Source organism: Halopiger thermotolerans (genome assembly GCF_054654555.1).
In genome coordinates this window covers 423,315-447,756 of the sequence record NZ_BAAIEU010000004.1, presented here as the reverse complement: position 1 = coordinate 447,756, position 24,442 = coordinate 423,315, and the positions used below count along the sequence as shown (strand labels likewise).

The 24,442-nt window shown below is 68.5% G+C and carries 23 protein-coding genes; 16 read left to right on the top strand and 7 right to left on the bottom strand.

The features are described from left to right. The first annotated feature begins 118 nt into the window (after positions 1–118). The 6 genes from ACYQ26_RS09860 (at position 119) to ACYQ26_RS09835 (ending at position 7,983) form a co-directional block, all read left to right on the top strand. Positions 119–1,816 (top strand): methyl-accepting chemotaxis protein, encoded by a 1,698-nt coding sequence (locus ACYQ26_RS09860; RefSeq protein ID WP_459808724.1) that lies wholly within the window; start codon positions 119–121, stop codon positions 1,814–1,816. After that, positions 1,813–2,568, top strand: coding sequence for a bacteriorhodopsin (locus ACYQ26_RS09855; RefSeq protein WP_459808723.1), 756 nt, complete (start codon positions 1,813–1,815; stop codon positions 2,566–2,568). Before ACYQ26_RS09860 ends, ACYQ26_RS09855 begins: the two co-directional genes overlap by 4 nt. Before the next feature lie 92 nt (positions 2,569–2,660). After that, positions 2,661–3,044: a tRNA (N6-threonylcarbamoyladenosine(37)-N6)-methyltransferase TrmO gene (gene tsaA, locus ACYQ26_RS09850; RefSeq protein ID WP_459808722.1), complete on the top strand. Its 384-nt coding sequence runs from the start codon at positions 2,661–2,663 to the stop codon at positions 3,042–3,044. A 93-nt stretch (positions 3,045–3,137) separates the two neighbouring features. Further along, positions 3,138–3,872, top strand: a complete 735-nt coding sequence (locus tag ACYQ26_RS09845; RefSeq protein WP_459808721.1) for an MBL fold metallo-hydrolase — start codon at positions 3,138–3,140, stop codon at positions 3,870–3,872. 203 nt (positions 3,873–4,075) lie between these two features. After that, on the top strand, positions 4,076–7,219 hold the full coding sequence (locus ACYQ26_RS09840; RefSeq protein ID WP_459808720.1) for an efflux RND transporter permease subunit: 3,144 nt from the start codon (positions 4,076–4,078) through the stop codon (positions 7,217–7,219). Further along, positions 7,216–7,983, top strand: coding sequence for a TrmB family transcriptional regulator (locus tag ACYQ26_RS09835; protein ID WP_459808719.1), 768 nt, complete (start codon positions 7,216–7,218; stop codon positions 7,981–7,983). Before ACYQ26_RS09840 ends, ACYQ26_RS09835 begins: the two co-directional genes overlap by 4 nt. 50 nt (positions 7,984–8,033) lie before the next feature. On the opposite strand, the gene ACYQ26_RS09830 is transcribed toward ACYQ26_RS09835, so the two are convergent. Continuing rightward, the gene (locus ACYQ26_RS09830) at positions 8,034–8,345 is read right to left on the bottom strand and encodes a DUF5658 family protein (RefSeq protein ID WP_459808718.1); all 312 of its coding nucleotides are present in this window, start codon (positions 8,343–8,345) and stop codon (positions 8,034–8,036) included. 53 nt (positions 8,346–8,398) lie between these two features. Then, on the bottom strand, positions 8,399–9,466 hold the full coding sequence (locus tag ACYQ26_RS09825; protein WP_459808717.1) for an mRNA surveillance protein pelota: 1,068 nt from the start codon (positions 9,464–9,466) through the stop codon (positions 8,399–8,401). A 139-nt stretch (positions 9,467–9,605) separates the two neighbouring features. On the opposite strand from ACYQ26_RS09825, the gene ACYQ26_RS09820 reads away from it, so the two are divergent. Both ACYQ26_RS09820 and ACYQ26_RS09815 read left to right on the top strand, forming a co-directional pair. Beyond that, entirely contained in the window at positions 9,606–10,142 is a 537-nt protein-coding gene (locus ACYQ26_RS09820) for a hypothetical protein (protein ID WP_459808716.1), read from the top strand. A 235-nt stretch (positions 10,143–10,377) separates the two neighbouring features. After that, positions 10,378–11,574: an MFS transporter gene (locus ACYQ26_RS09815; protein ID WP_459808715.1), complete on the top strand. Its 1,197-nt coding sequence runs from the start codon at positions 10,378–10,380 to the stop codon at positions 11,572–11,574. Between the two features lie 33 nt (positions 11,575–11,607). Here ACYQ26_RS09815 and ACYQ26_RS09810 read toward each other — a convergent pair whose 3' ends face one another. Both ACYQ26_RS09810 and ACYQ26_RS09805 read right to left on the bottom strand, forming a co-directional pair. Then, on the bottom strand, positions 11,608–11,871 hold the full coding sequence (locus ACYQ26_RS09810) for a hypothetical protein (RefSeq protein WP_459808714.1): 264 nt from the start codon (positions 11,869–11,871) through the stop codon (positions 11,608–11,610). 107 nt (positions 11,872–11,978) lie between these two features. Continuing rightward, on the bottom strand, positions 11,979–12,284 hold the full coding sequence (locus tag ACYQ26_RS09805) for a hypothetical protein (RefSeq protein WP_459808713.1): 306 nt from the start codon (positions 12,282–12,284) through the stop codon (positions 11,979–11,981). Positions 12,285–12,620: 336 nt separating this feature from the next. Between ACYQ26_RS09805 and ACYQ26_RS09800 the strand changes: the two genes are divergently transcribed. After that, on the top strand, positions 12,621–12,746 hold the full coding sequence (locus ACYQ26_RS09800) for a hypothetical protein (RefSeq protein WP_459808712.1): 126 nt from the start codon (positions 12,621–12,623) through the stop codon (positions 12,744–12,746). A 129-nt stretch (positions 12,747–12,875) separates the two neighbouring features. On the opposite strand, the gene rqcH is transcribed toward ACYQ26_RS09800, so the two are convergent. Further along, entirely contained in the window at positions 12,876–15,029 is a 2,154-nt protein-coding gene (rqcH, locus tag ACYQ26_RS09795) for a ribosome rescue protein RqcH (RefSeq protein ID WP_459808711.1), read from the bottom strand. 252 nt (positions 15,030–15,281) lie between these two features. Here rqcH and ACYQ26_RS09790 point away from each other — a divergent pair, with 252 nt between their 5' ends. Further along, entirely contained in the window at positions 15,282–15,935 is a 654-nt protein-coding gene (locus ACYQ26_RS09790) for a hypothetical protein (protein ID WP_459808710.1), read from the top strand. Between the two features lie 127 nt (positions 15,936–16,062). Here the strand turns inward: ACYQ26_RS09790 and ACYQ26_RS09785 are convergent, their stop codons facing one another. Next, entirely contained in the window at positions 16,063–16,461 is a 399-nt protein-coding gene (locus ACYQ26_RS09785) for a hypothetical protein (RefSeq protein ID WP_459808709.1), read from the bottom strand. Between the two features lie 127 nt (positions 16,462–16,588). Here ACYQ26_RS09785 and ACYQ26_RS09780 point away from each other — a divergent pair, with 127 nt between their 5' ends. The 3 genes from ACYQ26_RS09780 to ACYQ26_RS09770 all read left to right on the top strand — a co-directional run bounded on the left by ACYQ26_RS09780 (position 16,589) and on the right by ACYQ26_RS09770 (position 19,011). Beyond that, positions 16,589–17,422: a ZIP family metal transporter gene (locus ACYQ26_RS09780; RefSeq protein ID WP_459808708.1), complete on the top strand. Its 834-nt coding sequence runs from the start codon at positions 16,589–16,591 to the stop codon at positions 17,420–17,422. A gap of 68 nt (positions 17,423–17,490) precedes the next feature. Next, entirely contained in the window at positions 17,491–18,156 is a 666-nt protein-coding gene (locus ACYQ26_RS09775; protein WP_459808707.1) for a lactate utilization protein, read from the top strand. 78 nt (positions 18,157–18,234) lie between these two features. Then, positions 18,235–19,011, top strand: a complete 777-nt coding sequence (locus tag ACYQ26_RS09770) for an HpcH/HpaI aldolase family protein (protein WP_459808706.1) — start codon at positions 18,235–18,237, stop codon at positions 19,009–19,011. Positions 19,012–19,165: 154 nt separating this feature from the next. Here the strand turns inward: ACYQ26_RS09770 and ACYQ26_RS09765 are convergent, their stop codons facing one another. After that, on the bottom strand, positions 19,166–20,836 hold the full coding sequence (locus ACYQ26_RS09765) for a tRNA uridine(34) 5-carboxymethylaminomethyl modification radical SAM/GNAT enzyme Elp3 (protein ID WP_459808705.1): 1,671 nt from the start codon (positions 20,834–20,836) through the stop codon (positions 19,166–19,168). Positions 20,837–21,013: 177 nt separating this feature from the next. On the opposite strand from ACYQ26_RS09765, the gene mbhE reads away from it, so the two are divergent. From mbhE to ACYQ26_RS09750, 3 genes are all read left to right on the top strand, one after another. After that, positions 21,014–23,452, top strand: coding sequence for a hydrogen gas-evolving membrane-bound hydrogenase subunit E (gene mbhE, locus ACYQ26_RS09760; RefSeq protein WP_459808704.1), 2,439 nt, complete (start codon positions 21,014–21,016; stop codon positions 23,450–23,452). An 85-nt stretch (positions 23,453–23,537) separates the two neighbouring features. After that, positions 23,538–24,002, top strand: coding sequence for an MnhB domain-containing protein (locus ACYQ26_RS09755; protein ID WP_459808703.1), 465 nt, complete (start codon positions 23,538–23,540; stop codon positions 24,000–24,002). After that, positions 23,999–24,361 carry a sodium:proton antiporter gene (locus ACYQ26_RS09750; protein WP_459808702.1) on the top strand — a complete coding sequence of 121 codons (363 nt, stop codon included), beginning with the start codon at positions 23,999–24,001 and terminating at the stop codon, positions 24,359–24,361. The genes ACYQ26_RS09755 and ACYQ26_RS09750 overlap by 4 nt, the downstream gene beginning before the upstream one ends. Positions 24,362–24,442: the final 81 nt, after the last annotated feature.

Genomic DNA, 24,442 nt, shown 5'->3' with positions numbered 1-24,442 from the left:
TTCGGCGTCGGTCGTCGAAGCTGCTCGGTCGGCGGCGGCCGAAAGCACTATCTCGACCGTCTTTCGCCCCAACAGCGTGGCCACCACCCTTAACCCAGCGTGACCGTCAGGGTAGCTTATGAATGTAGCACAGACGTTAGTTCCGGCCCGCGCTCGCCGGAGTTACACGGCGAAACTCGGCGCGATCTTCGCGCTGGTGATCGGGGTCACGTTCGCCTTCGGCGGGGCGGCGTACCTCGAGGTGACGGCGGCGCTCGAGGCCGGCGACGCGGCCGCGGTCGGCGAGGCCGCGACCTCGGGGATCCTCGGGCTGCTCGTCCTGACGGTGATCAATCTCGGTCTCGTCGCGGCGACAGTCGGGGGGAACACGGCGGCGGCGCTGTCCTCGCTGTCCGCCCGCGCAACGCGCATGGGGGAAGGCGAACTCGACGTCGACCTCTCGACGCGGCGGGAGGACGAGATCGGCGACCTCTACGAGTCGTTCGACGAGATGCGCACCTCGCTGCGGGAGTCGCTCGAGGAGACCGAAGCCGCCAAGGAAGAAGCCGAGCGCGAGCGCGAACGTGCCGAGCAGGCCCGCGAGGAAGCCGAGGAGGCGCGGGCTGCGGCCGAACGCGAGCGCGAACGGGTCGCCGAGGTCAACGCCGACCTCGAGGCCGAGGCCGAGCGCTTCGGCGAGGTGATGGCCCGCTGCGCCGACGGCGATCTGACCCAGCGTCTCGAGGTCGAGGCCGACGGCGAGACCGAGGCGATGGAGTCGATCGCGACCTCGTTCAACGAGATGATGGACGGGATCGAGGCGCTGGTCGGCCGCATTCAGGGCTTCGCGACGGACGTCTCCGACGCGAGTCAGGACGTCCGCGCGAACGCCGAGTCCGTGATGGACGCCAGCGAGGACGTCAGCGACACCATCGCGGAGATTTCGGAGGGCGCCGACAGCCAGACCGAGAAGATGCGGGAGATCGCGGCGGAGATGGACGACATCTCCGCGACGACCGAGGAGATGGCCGCCAGCGCCGCCCAGGTCGCCGCGACCTCCCACGAGGCCGCCCAGGCGAGCGAGAACGGGCTCGAGACCGCCGAGGCGGCGATCGCGGAGATGAACGAGGTCGAGGCCCAGACCGACGCCTCGGTCGCGGCGATCGAACGGCTCCACGAGGAGATCCAGGAGGTCGGCGAGATCACCGAGATCATCGCGGACATCGCCGAGCAGACGAACCTGCTCGCGCTCAACGCCTCGATCGAGGCGGCCCACGCGAACGGCGACGGCGACGGGTTCGCCGTCGTCGCGAGCGAGGTCAAGAGCCTCGCCGAGGAGACCAAGGAGGCGACGACGGAGATCGAAAATTCCATCGAGCGGATCCAGGGACAGACCCAGACGACCGTCGAGGACATCCGGGAGACGAGCGACCGGATCTCCACCGGCGTCGAGACCGTCGAGGAGACGGTCGACTCGCTCGAGGTGATCGTCGAGTCCGTCGAGGAGGCCAACACCGGCATCCAGCAGATCAACGAGTCGACGGACACGCAGGCCGAGTCGACCGAGCAGGTCGCGAGCATGATCGACGACGTCGCGGAAATCTCCGAGACGACCGCCGCGGAAGCCAACGACGTCGCGAACGCGGCCCAATCGCAGTCGGCCTCCGCCCGCGAGGTCTTCGGCCGGGTCGAGGACCTCTCGGACGGCGCCGAGACGCTGCTCGAGCTGCTGCAGGATACGCGCATCTCGAGCGCGAAGGCGAACGCCGGCGTCGGTTCCGGAACCGGTCGCGGTGCCGGCGTCGGTGCGGCCCCGAATCCGGGTGAGGGCGCATGATCGAGCCGACGCTCGTCTTCTGGCTCGGCGCCGTCGGAATGGCCGTGGGGACCGTCGCGTTCGCCTGGGGCAGACAGTCCGCGGCCGCCGAGTCCCGGCGGTACTACACGGTGCTCGGCGCGATCAGCCTGATCGCGACGGTCGCCTACGCGACGATGGCGATGGGCTACGGCTGGCTCGCGGTCGACGGCCGGACGGTCTTCGCGCCGCGGTACGTCGACTGGATCCTGACGACGCCGCTGTTGCTGCTCTATCTGGGCTGGCTCGCCGACGTCGATCGGGGACGGCTCGGCCTCGTCGTCGGCGTCAATACGCTCGTCATGGCCGGCGGCTTCGCCGGGGCGCTGCTGACCGGGCCTGTCCGGTTCGCGCTGTTCGGCGTCGCCGCGGTCGCGTACGTCGGGCTGCTGTACCTGATCCTGCAGCCGATGACCGCCCGCGCGAACGAACAGGCCGACGCCATCCGGTCGCTGTTCACCGGTCTTCGGAACCTCACCGTCATCCTCTGGTCCGTCTATCCGGTGATCTGGCTGCTCGGTACCGCCGGCTTCGGCCTGTTGACCCTCTCGGTCGACGTCATGCTCACGACCTACCTCGATCTGCTCACCAAGGTCGGGTTCGGCCTGATCGCGCTCAACGCCGGCGCCGCGCTCGAGGCGGAGTACGTGGACGGGGACGGCGCCCCGTTCGCTGACGCGGAACCGACTGACGACGCCGCCGCGGCGGCGTCGACGTCGACGTCGACGTCGTAACGGCGACGCGACCGCAACGCGACCCCGATGCGACTGCCGACCCGATCACGTTCGGCCCAATCGTCACCTCGTTTCTCGTCGACCAGTCGCCGATGGCAGCGCCAGCGCTCGAGTGCGAGCCGATCGGCGTCGTCCGAACGCCCTTCGAGACGCGCGCTGAGGCGCCCAGGCAGGGCCTCGAGACCGATCGCGAGGGCGAGGTCGTCATCTCGCCGGCGTACGAACGCGCCCTCGAGGGCCTCGCGGCGAGGGAACGAGTCGACATCGTCTGGCACGCCGACCGCGCGGACCGGTCGACCCTGCGCCTTCGCGACGGCGATCGGGGCGTCTTCGCGACGCGAGCGCCGCAGCGGCCGAATCCGATCTGCGTCACCACCTGTTCGGTGCTCGCGGTCGAGCCGCCGCAGGTGACCGTGAGCGGCGTCGACATGGTCGACGGATCGCCGGTGCTCGATCTGAAGGCGCCGCTCGAGTGATTCGGGATTCCGGCTCGGGACGGCCCAAAACCGACGTCACGGCCGATTAGGCCCAGCGCAATCCTTTTGCCCGGGCCGGGCACACGCTCTCGCATGCGCGTCACCTTTCTCGGGACTGGAAGCGCGATGCCGACCGGCGAGCGGTTCCAGACCGGTATTCTCGTGCAGGACGACGGCCGAACGCTGCTGGTCGACTGCGGCTCCGGCGTCCTCCACCGCCTCCAGCAGTCCGGCGTCGGCTACGAGAACGTCTCGACGGTCCTGCTGACCCACCACCACCTCGATCACGTCAGCGACCTCCTGCCGCTGGTGAAGGCCCGCTGGCTGGCCGGCGAGGAGCACCTCGAGATCGTCGGCCCGCAGGGAACGAAGGCGCTGGTCGACGACCTGCTATCGATCTACGACTACCTCGAGGGACGGATCGACCTGCGGGTTCGAGAGGTCCACGCGGGCGAGTTTACCGTCGCCGGCTTCGACGTCTCGGCCTACGAGACGCGCCACTCCCTGCCCTGTCTGGCCTACCGCTTCGACGACCGGTTCACCTACAGCGGCGACACCGAGGCCTTCGCGGGCCTGACGAACTTCGCCGAGGGATCGGCGATCCTGGCCCACGACTGCTCGTTCCCCGACGACGTCGACGTCTCGAACCATCCGACGCCGGAAACGCTCGGGCGGGCCCTCTCGGGTCGCGACATCGGCCGAGTTTACCTCACCCACTGCTATCCCCACACCGACGGCCGCCACGAGGAGATGCTCGCGTCGATCGGCGCCCGCTACGACGGCGACGTGCGGTTCGCCGAAGATCTCACGACGGTCAGTATCGACTGATCAGCTTTCGAGTTCGTCCTCGGAGCGGACCCTCCTCGAGTCGGAGCGATCGGGCCGGTAGGGGCGTCTCCCCCGAGAACATCTCACCGGCGACGACGTTCACTAAAACATAATAAACCTAACATATATACGCAGTCGAGTTTGTAGGATCGTAACAACAGCATGCTTCTCCACCGCGACGGCCCGACGACGGAGGCGATCGCATGAGTCTGCCGGACCGAATCGCCGGCGCCGTCACGTCTTCCTCGCGGATCGTACTCGTCGTCCTGTTGGTGACGACGGCGCTCGTCGGCGCGGGCATGCCGATGGTCGATCAGGACTCCTCGCTCGATCAGTTCGAGAGCGAGTCCGCCGAGGCCCAGGCTCTGGAGCGCATCGAGGGGAACTTCACGAGCGACCGGCGGGAGAACACGACGACCGTCCAGCTGATCGCGCGGGCTGACCGGAGCGGCGAGAACGTCCTCTCGAAGGAGTCGTTGATCGACTCGCTGGAGCTCCAGCGGGCGATTCGGAACGACGAGTCCATCAACGAGACGCTCGTCGACGAGGATCCGATCACCGGCGTCGAGAACCTGGTCGCCATCGCGGCGATCACCGACGAGCGGGTCGCCGAACTCGAGAACCGCAGCGCCGCACTCGAGCGACGGAGCGCGGAACTGAACGCGACGCACGAGCGACTCGAGGCCGGGCTCAACGAGACGGTCGCGCTGCAACGCGAACGCGAGCGGATCGAGGCCACTTACAACGAGAGCGACCCCGAGTACCAGCAGCGGCCCGGCGAGGACGCGTTCGCGGCCGTCGTGGAGAACGCGACGCGGGGCCTCGACGACGAGGAGACCGCCGAGTACGAGGAGTACGTCCAGCAGCTCCGCGAGATCGAATCCCGGCTGTTCGAGATCGAGCAGGAGACCGACGATCCGGAGTCGATGCCCGAGTATCGGGAGCTCCGGCAGCAGCGCGAGGACGTCTACGCCGGCGCCACGATGGGCATCCTCGAGGACGAGTACGCGGCTCTCGAGGAGGACGCCGCGCAACTCGAGGCGGAGTGGGCGGCCCTCGAGGAGGGCGGCCAGCGGCCGCCGCTCGACGAGCAGATCGAGGCGCTCGAGGACCTCGACGGCGAGGAGTTCAACGACACCGTCGAACGGACGCTCTCCGGCGACGGCGAGGAGAACTTCGCGATCGGGCTAATGCCCAGCGAGTACGAGCCGGGCAGCACCGAGGCCGAGGCCCGGCTGACGTCGATCACCCAGTCGACCGCCGGCGGCGGCGCGGCGGGCGCGGAGGGGATGGGTGCGCTCAGCGATCGCATCGTCGAGAGCCAGCTCGAGATCCGCGAGCTCGCGAACGCCCAGGACGGCGACTACGTCGTCTTCGGCGGCGGGATCGTCACCGACGAGATCGACCGCTCGATGGGCGACAGTTTGGCCATCGTCGGACCGCTCGCCCTGCTGTTCGTCGTGGTCGCCCTGCTGGTCGCCTACCGGGATCTGCTCGACATCGTCCTCGGCGTGGTCGGGATCGCCGCCGTCCTCGTCTGGACGTTCGGCTTCATGGGCTGGGCCGGGATCGCGTTCAACCAGATGTTCGTCGCGGTACCGGTCCTGCTGATCGGGCTCTCGATCGACTACGCGATTCACGTCTTCATGCGGCACCGAGAACAGCGAGCGTCCGCCGGGACTGCCGGCGCCAGCGCCAACGCCAACGCCAACGGCGTCCGTGGCTCCATGACGACCGCCCTCGCCGGCGTCGGCGTCGCCCTCGTCTGGGTGACCGCGACGACCGTCATCGGCTTCCTCTCGAACCTCGTCAGCCCGATCGGCCCCATCCGCGAGTTCGGGATCGTCAGCTCCGTCGGCATCGTCGCCGCGCTGATCGTCTTCGGCGCGATGATCCCCGCCGCCAAGGTCGAACTCGACGCCGTCCTCGAGGCCCGCGGGTACGATCGGCGCAAGCGCGCGTTCGGGACCGGCGGCGGCCGGTTCAGCGACCTCCTGACGATCGGCTCGACCGCCGCCCGGAAGGCGCCAGCCGTCCTGCTCGTGGCCGTCCTGCTGCTGTCGGCCGGCGGCGTCTACGGCGCGACGCAGGTCGACACCAGCTTCGAGCAGGAGGACTTCCTCGCGGAGGATCCGCCGGCCTGGACCGAACGGCTGCCCGGCGGGCTGAGCCCCGGCGAGTACCGGGCCAAGGCGAGCATGGACTTCGTCAACGAGCGCTTCCAGCGGGCCGACAGTCAGGCCCAGATCCTCGTCGACGGCGCAGTCGCCGATCCCGCGCTCCTCGAGCGGATCGACGCGGCCCGCGAGGAGGCCGCGGACGGCGACGTCGCCTACGAGCTGGCGACCGGCGAGGCGGACGTGCGGGATCCGCTGTCGACGATGGAGCGAGTCGCCGCGCAGAACGAGTCGTTCAACGAGTCGTTCACCGCGGCCGACACCGACGGCGACGGGGTGCCCGACGAGAACGTCACAGCGCTGTACGACCAACTGTTCGAGGTCGACGAGGACGCCGCCAGCCAGGTCCTCTCGCGGACCGACGACGGCGAGTACGACGCCGCGCGGCTGGTCATCGGCATCCGGGGCGACGCGAGCGCCGACGACACGACCGACGAGATGCGCGAGATCGCCGGGACGATCGAGGACGGCGCGGACGGCCGCTGGACCGCTATCGCGACCGGCGATCCGATCGTCAGCCACATCGTCGAACAGGACCTCCTCGCCACCGTCCTCGAGAGCCTGCTGATCACGCTCGTGGCCGTGTTCGCCTTCCTCACGGTCGCCTACTGGCTGACGGGCAACAGCGCGTCGCTGGGGGCCGTGACCCTGCTGCCGGTCGCATTCACCGTCAGCTGGATCCTCGGGACGATGTACCTCATCGGCATGCCCTTCAACGTGCTGACGGGAATGATCACGAGCCTCACCATCGGGCTCGGCGTGGCCTACAGCATCCACGTCAGCGACCGCTACATGCTCGAGTTGGAGCGGCAGGGCAACGTCTGGTCGGCGCTTCTGACCACGGTTACGGGGACCGGCGGCGCCCTGCTCGGCAGCGCGGCGACGACCGTCGGCGGCTTCGGCGTGCTCGCCTTTGCGATCCTGCCGGCGCTCCAGCAGTTCGGCATCATCACGGCGCTGACGATCACGTACGCGTTCCTCGCCAGCGTGATCGTCCTGCCGTCGCTGCTGGTGCTGTGGACGCGGTACTTCGGGCCCGACGTGTCGTTCGATCGGTCGGGCGCGAGCGGGCCGGCGCCGGCGGCCAGCGACGGCGGCACGCCCGCGTCGACGGCCGACGACGGAACCGGGAGCCGGAACGGCGACGGCCGCGGGGGTGACGACGAGTGACCGACGCTCGGGACGAAACCGCGGCGGTCGAAGCCTTCGAGCACCTCGGGCTGACCAGCTACGAGGCCAAGGTGTTCATCGCGCTCCACCGGCTGGGCGCGGGGACCGCCCGCGACGTCGCCGACGTCACCGACGTCCCGCGGTCGCAGGTCTACAGCGTCGCCGACGGCCTCGAGGAGTGGGGGCTGCTCGAGGTCCAGCGGTCGAACCCGATCCGCTACCGGCCGGTCAGCGTCGACGAGGCGCGCGAGACGCTGCGCGACCGGTTCGAGCGCGAGCAGGAGCGGGCGTTCGCGTACGTCGAGTCGGTCCGGGACGAGGCCGCCGGCGAGGAGACCCAGGAGGACATCTGGACGGTCCGCGGCCGCGACCGGATCGACGACCGCGTCGTCGACCTCTGTTCGGGGGCCGAGGAGCGGATCGTCTTCGGCACGCGGCTCCCGGAACTCGTGACCGACGAGCTCGGGCGGACGCTCGAGGAGCGAGCGGCCGCCGGCGCGACGGTAGTGACGGTGAGCCGGATCGACGAGGTGCAGGCGGCGTTCGACTCGCTCGAGGACGTCGCGGTCGAATCGCCGTTCGTGCACCGGGCGGACGACCAGCGCTCGGGGCGGATCGTCCTCGTCGACGACGACAGCATCCTGCTGAGCGTGATCGACGACGACGGATGCGAGACGGCGATCTGGAGTTCCGGATCGCTGTTCGCGTCCGTGCTGATTCAGCTCATCGAGGCGAACCTCGAGGCGGACGTGCGGCAGGCCTGACGTGACGCGGCTCGCTGGTCGCCGGCGACCCGCCAGCCCCGTGGTGGCGGTCAGCGAACGTTGCGAATCGTCCGGACGTTGTGGACGACGACGCCGATGCCGACGCCGAGAATCGCCGCCGGAACGAGCGCGCGAAACCGGTCGTCCGGGAGCAGCAGGGAACCGCCGTAAAACGCGAGCAGGACGCCCACCTTGAACAGTCCAAATCGCAGCGCCGACGGCCGCTCACCGAAGATCGCTCGAGTGAGCGGCTGCCCCTCCACGATGCCGTCCGTTCGGGTGCCGACGACCGTCGTGACCAGATCGCCGACGCCGTAGACCAGAACCGCGAGCAGCCACAGCGAGAACGCGAGGGGAGTCACGGGCGGACGTTCCGACGGAGACCGCGCAGCGTTCTATGCGTTTCGGCGCCGTCTCACTCGAGTCGATACCGAAGCAGCGCCGCGATCCCGCCCAGGTTCGAGAGCTGCTGGCCCGGCGGGAACTCGCTCGAGAAGACGGTCACTTCGCCGCCTTTCTGCTCGGTCGTGCGGACGAGTTCGTCGACGTCGACGTCCCACTCGCCCTCGGGGCCGCGCTCCTTCCGGAGTCGATCGTCCAGAATCAGGAGCCGATCGATCGCGCCGTAGTCGGCGGCCTTCTGCACTTCGTCGGGACCGTAGGCCGCCTTCGCGCCCTGGGCGATGCGCTCGGTGAGTTCGTCGATGTACTCGGCCTCGCTCTCGATGCGGGTCTCCTGCTGGACGTCCGCGACGGCGCCGCGCTTCAGCACCTCGTGGACGCCCCGGTCGCCGACGGCGGCCGTGTCGACCATCGTGATCTTCTCGGCGACCTCGGGTTCGTTGTCCTCGATGTACTTGTAGGCGTCCTGCTTCGTGAAGCCGGGACCGGCGAGGATGATCGCGTCGGCGTCTTGGCGCTTGAGGACGGCCGCGAGTTCCGCGAACAGTTCCGAGCGCTCGCGGGCGTACTCGCCCTTCCCGGTGGGGCCGGTGATCGTTGCCCGCTCCTCGGTGCCGTACTGGGCGACCGTGTGAACGTGGGCCTGGCCCTCCTCGACGGTCGCGATGGCCACGTCCGGGTTCTCCGTCGCTTCTTCGGCCTCCTCAAGGCGGGCCTCCTGGTCCGGCTTGAACCGCTTCTCGATGGAGAGTTCGTCGCGCTCCTCGACGTTCAGCGTGTGGTGGAAGCCGAGCTGATCCTCCCGCGAGCAGGCGACGATCTCGCCGCCCACGCGGAGACGGTTCGCGAACTTGTGGAACTCGATGTCGTCGACGGCGATGGCGACCCACATGTGCTCGCGCTCGCCGCCCGTGTCCCGCATCTGGTCGTCGTTGCGCTGGATGCGCCGGGTCGTATCGCCAGCGACGCGGTCGCCGGGCTCTAAGACGTACTGGAGGTGCCACAGGTCGTCGACGCTCTCGGGGACGACCGTCACCCGCTCGCGCCCGCCCTCAACCTGCTCCCGGTCTTTGATCTGCATGCCCGTGGCTTCTCGCGGCGGGGGTAAGTGGGCTGCGATCCCTCGAGCGGGTGCCGTGCTCGCCGTTTTCGGCGTCGGCGCGGCCGGAGTTGCCACTGTTAGGGACGCTTCCTATCCTGCTTGGGTGCCAATATCTACCATGAAGATCGCGCACGTAACGCTCCTGGAAGACTTCGGTACTCGATCGATCGTCACCCACGCACTGATGGTGCTGGCGCTCGTGAACGCGGTGTTAGCGGGGTTGCTCCTCGAGGGGCAACTCGGCGTCGTCTCATTCGTCGCCCTCCTGAACTTCACCGCCGGCCTGTGGGTCGCCCACTCGGTCCACTCGCTCGGGAACGTCGGCAAAGACACCGAGTACGAGGGTGTTCTGAACGAGCTGTGGGACACGGGCGGTGACAGCGGCCGGTTCGGCCGTCTCCTCGCACTCATCGCGACCGTGACGGCCGTGGCGCTGCTGACCTCCGCGCAGGTTCTGGACGGTTCGCTCCTCCCGGTCGCCGTCGTCGCCGTCGGCAGCATCGCGCTCGTCACCGCGATCACCGGCTTCCTGATCGCCCTCGGCGCGTCCTACGACGCGGACCAGCAGGGGTGGCGCGACCGCATCGCGGACAACCAGGTCCAGTCCTCGAGCGAGGCCGCCAACGACGGCGGTCCCGTCGACGGGCCGCCGTGAGCCGGCGAGCGCTCGCATCCCTCGCATCACTTCCTGTTTTCCCTCACCATCGATTTGCTCCAGTGCAACCCGACCGAATATAAGAAATCGAGAGGTTCAAATCCGTACCGTCGCGACCCGTAGTCGTGTCTCGACGAATGGGTCCGATACGTGCGGTGCCGGTAGTCGGCGTCTCTCGAGCGGCGCAGTCGCAGCAATCGACGACTCACCTGGACCTCGGATCGATTCGCCGATGATGGACTCGAGGCTCCCGCGACCGTCGGGCCGGGTCGGCGTGTTCGGCACCATCTGTCTGTTCTCCTTTCTGGTCAACACCGGCCGGATCGCGTTCGCGCCACTGGTCGATTTCTTCATCCGGTCCGGGATCAACCCGGCGACGGCGGGACTGGCGGCGACGGCCGTCTGGGTCGGCAGCGCCCTCTCTCGGTTGCCGACGGGGTATCTCCTCACGCGGGTGAGCCGGCACCGCGCCCTCCTCGGAATGGGCCTCTTTCTCGGCGCCACGTCCGCGCTGACCGCGCTCTCGCCCGGCATCTGGTTCACCATCGCGGGCGCTTTTCTCGTCGGCCTCGCGACGGGCGTCTTCTTCATCGCCGCGAACCCGCTCGTGAGCGAACTGTTCCCCGAGCGGGTCGGCCTCGCGGTCGGCATCCGGGGGATGTTCTCCCAGATCGCCGCCGTCACGGCGCCGATCCTGGTCTCGCTCGCGATCGTCCGCGGCTCGTGGCGGCTCGTCTTCGGGGCGCTCGCCGTCCTCGCGTTCGTCCTCACGGCGGGTTTTCTGCTCGCCGTCAGGCGCACCGAGATGCCCAACGCCGGCGCCGAGGATCGGGACTTCCTCGCCGCGATCCGCGCCCAGTGGCGGCTGGTCGCCGTCGGCATCGTCTTCGTCGGCTTCACCGGCTTCGTCTGGCAGGGCGTGTTCAACTTCTACGTCACGTACCTCGACGCCGCGAAGGGGATCCCCTCGGAGACCGGCACGACCCTGCTGACGGTGCTTTTCGCCGCCGGCGTGCCGTCGTTCGTCGTCGCCGGCCGCCTCGCCGACCGGTTCTCCTACCTCCCGGTCCTGCTCGCGACGCTCACCGGCTTCGTCGCCTGTCTCCTCGCCGTTACGGTCGTCGAGGGCGTGCTCGCGATCGCCGCCGTCACGGTCGCGATGGGGCTGATCATCCACTGTCTCTTTCCGGTCGCCGACGCCTACCTGCTCGACTCGCTGCCCGACGAGAACCGCGCCAGCGCCTACGCGGGCTTCAGCGCGACCATGATGCTCATCCAGGCGACCGGCAGCGTCGCCGTCGGCACGTTCGCGCAGGCGGGCCTGGGCTACACGACCGTCTTCCGCAGCTACGCCGTCTTCGTCGCCCTGATCGTCGTCGCCATGGCCGTCCTCGCGCGCAACGGCCGACTGCCGCGGGGCGGCTACGCCTGACGCTCGAGCGAATCGATAGCGTCGGAGAAGCCGTTAGTCTCGAATCTTCTCGAGTTTATCCTTGGCCTTGTCGACGGCCGTATCGAACGTGTCCTCGAGTTCCTCGACGGAGCGTTCGACGTAGTAGACGCGGTTGTGCGGCACCCGCCGAACGATGTCGTTGCCCTCGTCGTCGACGTCGTAGGCGAACAGCCAGTGGTCCTGAAAGTAGGCGATGTGGTCGTTGTCGACGTCGACCGCCTCGACGTCGCCGTCCGACGTTTCGTAGACGATCGTCGCGGTTCCGAGTTCCGGCATACCGGACGGTCACCGTCGGCGCCCGTGTACGCTGGCCATGGGGCTGCCGGGTTCCGATTCGTCGCTACGTGCTCGAGGCCGAACTGCGGCCAAGAGAGCCGCGCCGACTACGTGCTCGAGGCCCCGTCGCTCTCGCCGCCCGTGGCGTCCTCTTCGGTCGTTCCGTCGGCCGGCTGCCCCTGCACCGCTTCCGCGTCGGATTCCGCGGTATCAGGTTTGCTGGCGGTCACTCGACCGATCGGCGTCTCGTCGTCCTGCAGCACGGTGTTGTGCGGGCCGAACGCGAGGTAGACCATGACCCCGACGAACACGGTCAGCGCGAGGACGATGGCGGCGGCGATCCCGACCGTCGTATCGGCGGACTGCAGCGGGATCGTCGCCGGTTCGATGCGTCCGATCGGCGCGGTGCTCACGGTGCTCAAAAGACTCACACCCGCGGTATCGGCTACGCCGTAATGAGACTTGTCCCGAAGCAAATCGGTGGTCGAAGGGGCCGCGAGCACCGGCCGCTCGAGCGATCGCGCGTCCCGGCCGAGAGGAAAGACGGTTCGGAAAGCCGCGACCCCGAAGTATGTGTCTCACGCGGACAGTCCCTCGGGCGTGGACGTTGGTAGTCGAAGCGGACCGGTTTCGGATATCGAATCACAAATAGTGAGAGAGAGGCGCTCTCACGCCCGTCTATATCACCTAATATTCTATGAGCGATATCATAATAAGGCTCTTCAGTGCTGACTCGCTTCGATCCGGTGATGGCAATCCAGAACCAGCCCACTGACGCGTTCGAGTGCCCCGAGTGTGCCGGTACGCTCTCCTTTACCGACGGCGCCTGGGGCTGTACGAACTGCAGTTACGTGCCGCGACAGAGCGCGGACTGACGCGGACCGACGCGGACGACTCCCCAGCGCTGCACCCCCAGCTGTACCGCTTTTGACCGGCGATCTACCTCTTGACGCTCGCGTTCTAAAATCGAACGGCCGCGTCCGTTCTCCGCCGGCGAGACGGCGCTAGTCCTCCGCGATCCGACTTCCGCCCGGCGGCATGAAGTGCTGGATGCGGTCCGGGCTCGCGATCTTGCGGACGAACGACTCGTCCTCGAACCGCTCGCGGAACTGGCGGTACATCCGCTTTGCCGCGTCGGCCTGGGCGTACCGGCCGGGCTCGAGCTCGATCGTCGTCTCGGCCTGCCCCTCGATGGCCGACGGCGGGCCGCCGATGACACGGGTGTAGGGTTCACACTGGATGCCGACGGCGACGCCGACCGGCGTGTCGTCGTAGTAGGTCCGGTCGCCGCGGATCGCGAACCCGCCCTTCTCCAAGTACTCGCCGCTCTCGGGGGTCTTCGTGACCTGATCGGAGTCGACGGCGTAGACGTCGCCGGCGTAGCGGCCGTCCTTCCAGACCGACGAGTAGGAGACGGCGAACTGGGCGGCCTCCTCGATGCTCGACTCGGGCAATTCGATATCGGACGAGGACGACTCGCTCGGATCGGTCGCCTTCAGCACGGTGACGGGGCCACCGTGGGCCTGCGTGTGCAGGACCTTGTCACCGGGCTCGAGGTACTTCTTGACGATCTCCTCGTTCTGGTCGGCGTTGCGCCCGCCGATCACGAGGTAGTCGTCGCTGGTGTGGAACCAGCGGAACCGGTCGTACCACGGCTCGTTCTCGCGGATCGGCACCGAGGGCATCGAGAGCCAGTCTTTCTCCTCGCTTTCCTCGTCTTCGTCGTCCTCGTCCGCCTCGTCTTCGGCCTCCCACCGCTCGCGGCGGCGTTTGACTTCCTCCAAGTCCTCGCGGGTGTCCTCGATGGCCGCGAGCGCGCCCTCTTTCTTCTCCTCGACGCGCTTGGCCTCGGTGTAGAGCCGGTCGGCGTTCTGCTCGACGCCCTGCCGAGCCTCGAGGTCGATCCGCTCGCCGTCGACCTCGACGGTGACGATCCCCTCGCTGCCGTCGATGCCGACGACCGCCTCGGCGGCCTCGATGCCGCGTTCCTTCCCCTCCTCGAAGCGCTCCTCGATCTCGTCCCAGGGGCGATCCTGGTCGCGGGCGCTCCGCACCGTCGAGAGGATGTCGTCGATCAGGCCGTACTCGGCGTAGAGCAGTTCGGCCTTCTCGCGGAGTTGCTCGGCTTCGCGCTCGAACCCTTCGATCGCCTGCTCTTGCTGCTCGATGATCCGCTCGTGTTTGGCGATCTCCTCCTCGAAGTCGGGCCGCTGTTCGGTGGGGTCCGGCTCCTCCTCGTCCTCGAGTTCCAGCCGGAAGAAGTAGTCGTCCAGCGCGGTCAGGAACGAATCGTAGGCCTCGCCGGCCAGCCCTTCGGCTTCGTGTTCCTCGAGCGGGAAGGGGGTGACGTCGACGACGCGCTCGGCGGCGTCGTCGGTGTCGGTTTCGTCGTCCCCGTCGCCGTCCTCGCGCTCGAGGTAGAGTCGCGGATCGAAGTTCCCGTTCCGGATGTCGAGCGCGAGCCGCTCGATCGCCTCGTAGACGCGGTCGTAGACGTCCTCGTCGGCCTCGTCGATGTCCATCGCCTTCTCGACGCCGGCGCGGGTGCAGAGTTCCTCGGCGTAGAGGCCGCCGAAGTTCAGTTGCGTCGCCAGCGTCCGGACGACGTCCGTGTCGGAGTCGTCCATCTCCCGGTAGAAGGCCTCCCGCGAGATGGTCAGGGGGTTCGTCCGCGTGTCGGGGAACTCGTAGCGCGAGCCCGGGACGACCGTTCGCGATTTCAGGCGGACGGTCTCGAGGCAGTCGATCACCTCGTACTCGCCGTCGGTGACGGCGACGTTGCCCTGGCCGAACAGTTCGACGATGATCCGGGTGGTGCCGTCGTCGCGCTCGAAGGTGAACTCGAGGATGCGGTCGAACTCGTACTGCTCGACGCCGGCGAAGTCCGCGCCCGACAGCCGGTTGCGCAGCATCATCGCGAACTGGGGCGGCCGGCCGGGGGCGTCGGGCACCCGCTCGGGGGCGACCGTGTGGGCCCGCTTGACCTCGCCGACTTCGAAGACGAGTTCGGTGCGGCCGCGATCGAAGTCCCGCATCTTCAGCCGGACGAGATCGTCGCCGTAGAGGTAGGCCTTGTCGACCTTCGCGCCCTCGTACGCGCCGAGTTCCTCGACGAGGGCGGCGAGGTCGACGCTCGTAAGCTCCCGCTTCTGGTCCATACTCTCAACTGCCCGGCGCGGTCAAAAAGGCGTGTCGCTCTGCGTCCCGGGTCGACGGCGCCGAACCGGCCGGACGGAATCGCGGCCGAGTCAGTAGGTGCCGGCGGCCCGAGGTCAGAAAGCCTAATCCGAATCCGACCGTTTCGGACAACTATGCACACGATCGTCGCCGAGACGAGCGTTCCGCCGACGCGAGTCCGGACGTCGCCCGCCGCTCGAACCGCCGCTCCCGCCCGCGGAGGTCGCTAGACGATGAGCGCGCCGAACCAGCGTCCCTGGGCCGAGGTCCACCGGCTCCCGTCGTTCCTCGAGCGCCTCGAGGCGGAGGGCGGCGTTCGCGTCCTCGAGTTCGTCGACGAACTCGCCGCGGAGAACCCGTTCCCCGTCGAGCCCGAGGGGATCGTCTACCACGACCGCGGGATCCGCGTCCCCGGCTACGACGCCACCTTCGTCCACGAGCCGACCGGCTCGCGGGGCCGGCCCGCGTTCAGCCTCGAGGTCGATACCGTCGGCCCGCGGAACGCGTGGGCCGTCTTCGACGCGACGGTCTCGTGGGACTTCTACCTCCTCATGACCCAGGGCGTGGCGGCGCTCGCCTGGGTGAGCGACGAGGAGTACCGCATCGAAGAAGCCGACCAGTTCGAGACGAAACACGACGCGCTGACCGCAGGCCGGTTCTCGTTCGGCGTCTTCCTCTACGGCCCCGAGGACTGGACCGAGCGTGCCGAGAAGCTCCGCCAGACCAACGCGCCCGCGTACCTCCGCCGCGAGGACGGTACCACCGCCGTCCCGTCCACGCAGAACGAATTCTACCGGTTCGTCGACTCGACGCCGACCGAGTTCCGCACCAGCGGCAACGCCGATTCGTATCTGGGGCTGCTGGAACTCGAGTTGACGATCGACTGAGCGTCGCCCCGGTTTCCGTTTCCGTCTCCGTACGCCCGATCGAGCCGCGTTCGCGGTCGGGGAGGGGACTCGGCGAACTGCTCCGAGCCGCGGGCGACCGCCAACCGGCCCGAACTGCGGCCGATCACTACCGATCGTCGAACTGCCGTTCTTGCTCGAGTCGCTGACAGCCGATCACCAGCGAGTCGGGAAGCGCTACGGCGGACGACTGGAGCGCTTCGAACACGGCCGCGACCTCCGCGAACCGGGGGCCGCGACTCGCGACGAGCGGCTCGGCCTCCCACTCGACGAACTCGTAGTCCGCTAACAGCGGCAGGTGCCGGTGGAACAGGTCGCGCCGCAAGGGTTCCGGATCGGCGGGGGCGTTCGGGTTGATCGCGCGCTCCGGCAGCGGCACCGATCCGTCCGGCGAAACGTCCGACAGAGAGACGATGATTTGGCGCCGCGGCTCGGCGGACACGGCCTCGAATACCCGGTCCCAGTTCCGGATGACTCGCTTCCCGTTCTCGAAGCGTACGGACGACATTGCCCTCGCTTTCGCACGGCCCGGCTAAACTATTTCGCCCTCGATAATATTTTCGACCGGCGCACAGCGGTCGAAACGACTGCCGAGAGCCGGCAGACGTTTGTTCGTCGGCTCCGAACGGAACAATATGTCGTCGCTCGAGGAGGTCCTCGTCGTCGCGACGATCGCCGGCTGCACGACCGGGATCGGCGCGCTCCCGCTGTTGCTCACCGATCGGATCAGTCACCGCGTCTACGACGGCTCGCTCGGCCTCGCCTCGGGAATCATGATCGGCGCGGCCGTCTTCGCGCTCGTGCTCCCAGGGCTCGAGCTCGGCTCGCCGCTCGAGGTCGTCGCGGGCGTCGTCGCCGGCGGCGGCTTCCTGCTCGCGAGCAACGCCCTCCTGCCCCACATTCACGTCCATTTTACCGGCGAGCGGGTCGAGGGGACGGCGGTGAGCGATCCGGCCGGCGACCTGCCGACGCTCGCCGAGCGCGTCGAAACGGGACCGACCGACGACGGACTCGGCGACGACCTCCGCCGGGCCGCGCTCGTGGGCGGATCGATCACGATTCACAACGTCCCCGAGGGGTTGGCCGTCGGCATCGCCTTCGCCAGCGGCGAGGCGGCGCTCGGGCTCGCGATCGCGACCGCGATCGCCGTCCAGAACGTTCCCGACGGGTTCGCGATGGCCGTCCCCGCGGTCCGGGCGGGCGTCTCCGGCCCGCGGACGCTGCTGTACACGACGCTGTCGGGCGGCGTTCCGGAGCCGATCGCCGCGGCCGTCGGCTTCCTCTTGGTCGCGCTCGTCGCCGACCTGTTCCCCGTCGCGGCCGGCTTCGCTGCCGGGGCGATGATCGCCGTCGTCTTCCGCGAGTTGGTCCCCTCGAGCCACGGCCACGGCTACGCCGACACCGCGACCGCGGCGTTCGTCGTCGGCTTCGCCCTGATGCTGATCGTCGACACCGTGCTGGCGGTCTGAGCGGTGCGTCACAGACGTATTCAGGCCCGTCGTTGATTCGCCTGGACGGCGAATCCCTCGCGACGAAGATGGCACCCGACTACTACACGAAGGACGACTTCGTCGACGACCTCGAGGTCGATCCCGACCGCTTCGACGACCGGCCGGACGAGGAGACCCTCGAGACCGTCGTCTCGAACGTCGAGGAGCGAAACGTCGAGGTCCACGTCTTCGACGACGGCGACGCGGCCCGGGAGCACCTCGTCGACCAGATCCCCGACGGCGCCGAGGTGATGGACGGCCACTCGACGACCCTCGAGGAGATCGGCTTCACCGACGTCCTCGAGGACGCCGACGGCTTCGACTACGTCGGGAACGCGCTCGCGGAGATCGAGGACGACGAGGAACGGTCCGCCCGTCGCCGGGAGGCGACCACCGCCGACGTCTTCTTCGACGGCGCGAACGCCATCGCCGAGAGCGGCGAGATCCTCGGCGCGAACGCGCTGGGCAACGCCGTCGGCGCCTGGCCGTTCGGCGCCGAGTCGCTCGTCCTCGTCGCCGGGACGAACAAGATCGAGTCCGACTGGGCGGCCGCCGTCGAACGCGTCCGCGAGTACGCGCTCCCGCTCGAGGATGCCCGCGCGCAGGAGGTTTATGGGCAGGGCAGCGTCATCGGCAAACTGGTCTCGCTCGAGCACGAGCAGGTCGACGACCGCACGCAGCTGGTGTTGATCGACGACGACCTCGGCTTCTGACGCGCTCGGACTCGACCGTCGCCCGCCTGCGTTTCCGCCACCGGTGGCCTTTTCTCGCCGATCGGCCAACGCTTCGGCATGACGTTCGTCTCGAAGCTCCGCGATCGGGAGTCGCTCGTCGGCACGTGGGTCGCTCTGAGCGATCCGGCGATCGCCGAGATCAGCGCCCAGCTCGCGTTCGACGCGGTGATGATCGACGCCGAGCACTCGACGAACTCGATCGAGACGGTGACGGCGATGGCCCGAGCGGTCGACGCCGCGGACGCGGCGACCGATCCCGGAACGATCGTCCGCCTCTCGGAGAACGATCCGACCGAGATCAAGCGCACCCTCGACGCCGGCGTCGACGGCGTGATGGCGCCGATGATCGATTCGGCCGAGGACGCCCGAAACCTCGTCGAAGCGACCCGCTATCCGCCCGAGGGCGTCCGCGGCGTCGGCTACGGCCGCGGCACCGAGTACGGCGAGGCCTTCCCCGAACACCTCGAGCGGGCCAACGACGAGACCCTCGCGCTCGCCCAGATCGAGACCGAATCCGGCTTCGAAAACGTCGAGGAGATCGCCGCCGTCGACGGCCTCGACGGGCTGTTCGTCGGCCCGGCTGATCTCTCGGCCGCGCTCGATCTATTCGGCGAGACGGACAGCGACGAGTTCCTCGAGGCCGTCGACCGCGTGCTCGAGGCGGGCCACGCGGTCGACAAACCGGTCGCGACGCTCGCGTTCGAGGAGGACGAGATCGAGCGGTGGGTCGACCGCGGCTTCGACTTCGTGCTGGCCGGCGTCGACATCGACTACCTACAGCGCGGCGGCCGGCGCGCGAAGGCGGCGTTCGAGGACGCAGCCGACCGTTCGTAACCCGTCTACCCTCGAGGTCTCGTTCCCGTACGGGTTCAAGCATGGCACTGTTCTGCCGATCACGGACGACGAGTACGAGCGACTGCAAGCGTACGAGAAGGATCCGTCGGAGCGGTAGCGACTGCGGTAGGTGCGAAAAACGGCGTCCCGACCGTCAGAGCCGCTTGCTGACGTACGGTCCGTCCTGATGGTACCCCAGCTTCTCGCGGTAGTACTCGCGGGCCCCGATCCCGGAGATGACGCTGACCTTGTCGTAGCCGGCGTCGGCGGCGAGTTCCTCGGCCTTCTCCATCAGTCGGCGGCCGTAGCCCTTGTGCTGGTGCTGGTCCGTCTCGCCCTCTTCGCCCATGGTCACTTCGCTGCCGTAGACGTGGAGTTCGCGGACCAGGGCGGCGTTCTCGAGTTCCGGACGGACCGGATCCGACGGGAACCGCAGCCGGCAGAAGCCGATCAGGAGGTCCTTGTCGAAGTCCTCGAAGGAGATGAAGTGTTCCGTGCCGCCGCAGGCGTCGTAGGTCATCACGTCGAGTTCGACGTCCTCGGGTTCCTCGTCGTTCATGCCGACCTCGCGACAGCGGATGCAGTCGCACGACCAGCCGTGCTCCTCCATGCGCTGGCGGGCCAGTTGCCGGAGGTTGGACTTCCAGACGCCAGCGTCGATGAAGTCCGCGGGGATGTCCCGCTGGACGCGTTGGAGGCGCGTGTATCGGGGGATCATGTCCTTGATCTCCGCGATCAGTTCGGCGGCCTCGTCGTTGCCCAGCGGCTCGAACTCGCCGCGGTGCCACCAGTCGTAGGTCGCCGTGTCGCGGACGATCAGCATCGGGTAGATTTTCAAATAATCGGGCTTCCACGCCTCCTCCTCGAAGATGCGCCGGAAGTCCTCGAGACACATCTCCTTGCTCATCCCGGGCTGGCCGGGCATCATGTGGAAGCCGACCTTAAAGGCCGAGTCGCGCAGCCGCTGGTTGGCGTCCATCGACTCCTGGACGCCGTGGCCGCGGTGCATCTCCCGGTTGACCCGCTCGTAGGTGGTCTGGACGCCGACCTCGACTTTCGTCCCGCCGAGATCGAGCATCCGGTCGATCTGCTCGGGGTCGCACCAGTCGGGCTTGGTCTCGAAGGTGGTCCCGATGTTGCGGACGTCCGCGGTCTCGTTTTCCGCGATCACGTCCTCGAGGTACTTGAACTCGTACTCCTCGGGGTCCTGGGCGAAGCTCTCGCCCTCGGCCGGTTCGGGTTCCTTGTCGACGTCGTAGTCGTTCATCGCCTCGAGGGCGCGCTTGACGAACCACTCCTGGTAGTCGTGGGAGCGGGCGGTCATGGTGCCGCCCATCAGGATGAGTTCGACCTTGTCGACGGGGTGGCCGATCTCGCGCAGCTGCTCGAGGCGCAGCGTCACCTGCCCGTAGGGATCGTAATCGTTCTGGACGCCGCGGGCCGCGGCGGGTTCCTCGCCCGTGTAGCTCTGGGAGGAGGAAAACTCCGAGTCGGGGCCGCCGGGACAGTAGAGACACTTCCCGTGCGGGCAGCGCTCGGGCGAAGTCATGATCGCGACCGGCGAGACTCCCGATGCGGTGCGGACCGGCTTGCGCTGGAGCACCGCCTCGAGGTCCTCGCGGTGCTCCTGGGGCGCGTAGTCGAGCAGCTCGGAGTTTTTCGGCACCTTGGGCGCCGAGTGCTCCGAGCAGGCCTCGAGCTTGGCCTTCTCGACCTCGTCGCGCTCGATCTCGCCCGCGAGGATCCGGTCGACTAGCGTCTCGCAGACCTGCCGGAAGGCTTCGGTTTCCGTAGGATCGTCGGAATCGGGCGTCTCGGTACTCACTACACGATTCTGGTCGGTCGCGGCGAATAAGCGTGTCGGAGTCGCGACTGGGCCTCGAGCGGCCGGTCGGCGCCGCGATGAATGCGGCCCGGGAGCGTCCGCGTCCGGCCCGTCGATTCTCGCCGTCGCGTATTCGTGCCGAACCGTTAAATTAGGCCTGTGTGTACAATAGCAGACGTGCCCCCCGAGTTCTCGTTCGTGCTCCTGGCGGTCGCGCTGCCGTTCGCAGCCGCGGGGCTGGCGCCCCTCCTTCACCGATTCCTCGGCGAGTACGTCGGCTACGCGGGCGCCGCCGTCGCGCTGACGTGTTTCGGCCTGCTCGCCTCGCAGTACGGCACCGAGGGCGCCGTCGACGTCGCCTGGATCCCGTCGCTCGAGATCGCGATGCGGTTCTACGTCGACGGCTGGGCGCTCCTCTTCGCCCTGCTCGCGAGCGGCATCGGGACCCTCATCTTTCTGTACTCGCCGGCGTACATGCACGGCGAGTCCGAACTGACGCGCTTCTACGCCGCCCTGCTCGCCTTCATGGGATCGATCATCGGCGTCGCGCTGGCGGCCGACCTCGTCGCGATCTTCCTCTTCTGGGAACTCACGAGCCTCTGCTCGTTCGTCCTGATCGGCCACTACACCGAGGATGAGTCCTCCAAGTACGCCGCCCGGATGGCGATGTTCATCACCGTCGGCGGCGGCCTCTTCCTGCTGGTCGGCCTCCTCATGCTGTCGATCGTCGCCGGTGACGCCGTCGGCCCGTCGGCGACGTTCGACCTCGTCGCGATGCTCGAGAACCCCGACGCCATGCAGGAAGGACTCCGCGAACGCGGGCTGTTCGTCCCCGTCCTCCTCCTGCTGGCGGTCGGCGCGGGGACCAAGTCCGCGCAGGTGCCGGTCCACTTCTGGCTGCCGAACGCGATGGCGGCCCCGACGCCGGTCTCGGCGTTCCTCCACTCCGCGACGATGGTGAAGGTCGGGGTCTACTTCATCGGCCGCGTCCGGCCGCTGCTCGTCGGCGAGGAGTGGCTGTTGCTGTTCGCGACGCTCGGCCTGACGACGATGACCGTCTGCGCTGTCGCGGCCGTCGCGTCGACGGACGTCAAGGAACTGCTCGCGTACTCGACCGCGAGCCACCTCGGGCTGATGATCGCCGGCTTCGGCTTCACCTCGGTCTACGGCGCCGAGGCCGGCGTCTTCCACCTGCTGAACCACGCGCTGTTCAAGGCCGCGCTGTTCCTGATCGCCGGGATAATCGCCCACGAGGCCGGCACGCGGGAGATAGCGAACCTGAGCGGCCTCCGGCGGGACCTGCCGATCACCGCGGCGATGACGGTCGTCGTCGCGCTCTCGATGGCCGGTATCCCGCCCTTCAACGGCTTCTACTCGAAGGAACTGCTGTTCGAGGCGGCCGTCGAGGCGAGCCACTACCACGACATCGGGATGCTGGGCTGGCTCTACCCCGCCGTCGCCGTCTTCGGGAGCGTCTTCACCGTGCTCTACTCGCTGAAGTTCCTCTCGCTGTTCGTCGGCGAGCGGCCGGACGCGCTCGGGCACGTCGATCGGCCCCGCGTCACGCTGCTCGCCTCGCCGGCCGTGCTGGCCCTGCTGGCGGCCGTCGTCAGCGTCCGCCCCCAGCTCGCGGTCGACGCGATCGTCCAGTCGGGCGTCGACGCGACGGCCGTCGATCCCCACGAGATGCACGTCGGCATTCCGACCTCGTACTCACCCGCGGCCGCGATGAGTGCCGTCACCATCGCCACCGGCGTGCTCGCGTTCCCCTTCTACGACCGGCTCCACGAGGGCATCCGCGCGATTCCGCGGTCCGCGCCGCCGACGAGCGCGAACTGGTGGTACGACGCCGTCGTCGGCAACCTCACCGGCGCGGGCGCGTGGCTCGGCTCGCGGGTCCACAACGGCCTGTTGCGGACCTACGCGACGTGGACGCTCCTCGGCACCGCCGCGCTCGCGCTGGCCGGCTTCGCCGCGACGGACGCCATCGCCGCCACGGGAATCGGCCCGGACGCGCCGCCGGCGGTCGCGCTCGTGCTGCTCGTCGCGGTCGCCGCCGGGCTCGCGGTCGTCACGTCCGACTCTCACGTCGCGGGCGTGCTCACGCTCTCGATTCTCGGCTTCATGGTCGCGATCTTCTACATCCTCGGCAGCGCGCCGGACCTCGCGCTGACCCAGCTGGTCGTCGAGACGCTCGTCCTGCTGATCTTCCTGCTCGTGATCGAGGAGATTCCCGAGTACTACGAGGTCGGCCTCGGCGAGTACGCCCGCGACGCCGTCGTCTCCGTCGCCGTCGGCGCCACCGCGTTCGTCACGGTGCTGGTCGCGACCGACGCTCGCCCCGAGGGCAACACGGTCATCGCGGAGACCTACGCCGAGTGGGCCGTCCCGCGGGGCGGCGGCACCAACATCGTCAACGTCACCCTCGTGGACTTCCGCGGCTTCGACACGCTCGGCGAACTCGTCGTGGTCTCGCTGGCCGCGATTTCGATCCTGACGCTGATCGTCATGCGTTCCGGCGGTGCCGCTAGCGGTTCCGACGAAACCGGAGCCGACGGGACCGACGGGACGAGTACCACCGACACCGCCGCCTACGCTCGAGGTGACGACGAATGAGACGGAACCGACACCGATCGACTCGAGACGGGGCCTCCAACCGGCACGGACCGCCCCGAAAAACCGAAATCGGAGGTGAAAACCGATGACCACCGTCATCATGCGCACGACCGCGCGGGCGATCGTCCCGATCATCCTGGTCGTCGCGGTCGCACTGTTCGTCGAGGGGCACAACCTCCCCGGCGGCGGCTTCATCGGCGGCGTGCTCACGGTGACGGCCTTCGCCGTGCTCTACCTGGCCTTCGGGCTGGACTTCTTGGAGCGCGGCGTGCTCGGGCGCGACGTCGAACCCGGCAAGGAACCCTCGCGGGACCGGGTCGTCGTGGCCTACCGCCGGATCTTCGAGTACGGCCTCGCGATCGCCGTCGCCAGCGGCTTCGTGCCGCTGCTGTTCGATCTGCCCTTCCTCTCCCAGACCTACTGGGTGTTCGAGGACGTGCCGATCTACGGCACCGTCGAGGTGGCCAGCGCGCTGGCGTTCGACTTCGGCGTCTACTGCGTGGTCGTCGGCGGCCTGCTCACGATCCTCTCGGTGGTGGGAGCCGAATGACGGCCGTCGTCCTCGCGGCGGTGATCGGCGCCCTGTTCGCGCTCGGGACCTTCCTGCTGCTCCGGCGGGACCTGATCCGGGTCGTTTGGGGGCTGGCGATCATCAGCCAGGCCGCGAACGTCTACCTGCTCGCGATGGGCGGCATCGCGGAGGGGACCGCCGGGACCGTGCCGGTCCTCGAGGGCCACGGCCATGAGGTCCACGTCCCGGTCGGCGTCGCGGACCCGCTCGTGCAGGCGCTCGTGCTGACGGCGATCGTGATCGGCTTCGGCATGACCGCCTTCGCCTTGGTGCTTTCCTACCGGGTCTACGAGGAACACGACACGCTCGACGTCTCCGAACTGGGTGATCGCGAATGACGCTGTCTGCACTGTCCCACGCGGCGAACGCGAACGCGACGGCCACAGTACCGGCGCTGCCACTCGCGGCGGCGCCCAACG

Coding starts and splice junctions, on each gene's coding strand:
- ACYQ26_RS09770 (WP_459808706.1), top strand. CDS start 18,235: ATGACGTTCGTCTCGAAGCTCCGCGATCGGGAGTCGCTCGTCGGCACG.
- ACYQ26_RS09750 (WP_459808702.1), top strand. CDS start 23,999: ATGACGGCCGTCGTCCTCGCGGCGGTGATCGGCGCCCTGTTCGCGCTC.
- ACYQ26_RS09790 (WP_459808710.1), top strand. CDS start 15,282: ATGAGCGCGCCGAACCAGCGTCCCTGGGCCGAGGTCCACCGGCTCCCG.
- rqcH (WP_459808711.1), bottom strand. CDS start 15,029: ATGGACCAGAAGCGGGAGCTTACGAGCGTCGACCTCGCCGCCCTCGTC.
- ACYQ26_RS09800 (WP_459808712.1), top strand. CDS start 12,621: ATGGCAATCCAGAACCAGCCCACTGACGCGTTCGAGTGCCCCGAGTGT.
- ACYQ26_RS09825 (WP_459808717.1), bottom strand. CDS start 9,466: ATGCAGATCAAAGACCGGGAGCAGGTTGAGGGCGGGCGCGAGCGGGTG.
- ACYQ26_RS09845 (WP_459808721.1), top strand. CDS start 3,138: ATGCGCGTCACCTTTCTCGGGACTGGAAGCGCGATGCCGACCGGCGAG.
- ACYQ26_RS09775 (WP_459808707.1), top strand. CDS start 17,491: ATGGCACCCGACTACTACACGAAGGACGACTTCGTCGACGACCTCGAG.
- ACYQ26_RS09755 (WP_459808703.1), top strand. CDS start 23,538: ATGACCACCGTCATCATGCGCACGACCGCGCGGGCGATCGTCCCGATC.
- ACYQ26_RS09815 (WP_459808715.1), top strand. CDS start 10,378: ATGGACTCGAGGCTCCCGCGACCGTCGGGCCGGGTCGGCGTGTTCGGC.
- ACYQ26_RS09780 (WP_459808708.1), top strand. CDS start 16,589: ATGTCGTCGCTCGAGGAGGTCCTCGTCGTCGCGACGATCGCCGGCTGC.
- ACYQ26_RS09820 (WP_459808716.1), top strand. CDS start 9,606: ATGAAGATCGCGCACGTAACGCTCCTGGAAGACTTCGGTACTCGATCG.
- ACYQ26_RS09785 (WP_459808709.1), bottom strand. CDS start 16,461: ATGTCGTCCGTACGCTTCGAGAACGGGAAGCGAGTCATCCGGAACTGG.
- ACYQ26_RS09855 (WP_459808723.1), top strand. CDS start 1,813: ATGATCGAGCCGACGCTCGTCTTCTGGCTCGGCGCCGTCGGAATGGCC.
- ACYQ26_RS09860 (WP_459808724.1), top strand. CDS start 119: ATGAATGTAGCACAGACGTTAGTTCCGGCCCGCGCTCGCCGGAGTTAC.
- tsaA (WP_459808722.1), top strand. CDS start 2,661: ATGGCAGCGCCAGCGCTCGAGTGCGAGCCGATCGGCGTCGTCCGAACG.
- ACYQ26_RS09840 (WP_459808720.1), top strand. CDS start 4,076: ATGAGTCTGCCGGACCGAATCGCCGGCGCCGTCACGTCTTCCTCGCGG.
- ACYQ26_RS09810 (WP_459808714.1), bottom strand. CDS start 11,871: ATGCCGGAACTCGGAACCGCGACGATCGTCTACGAAACGTCGGACGGC.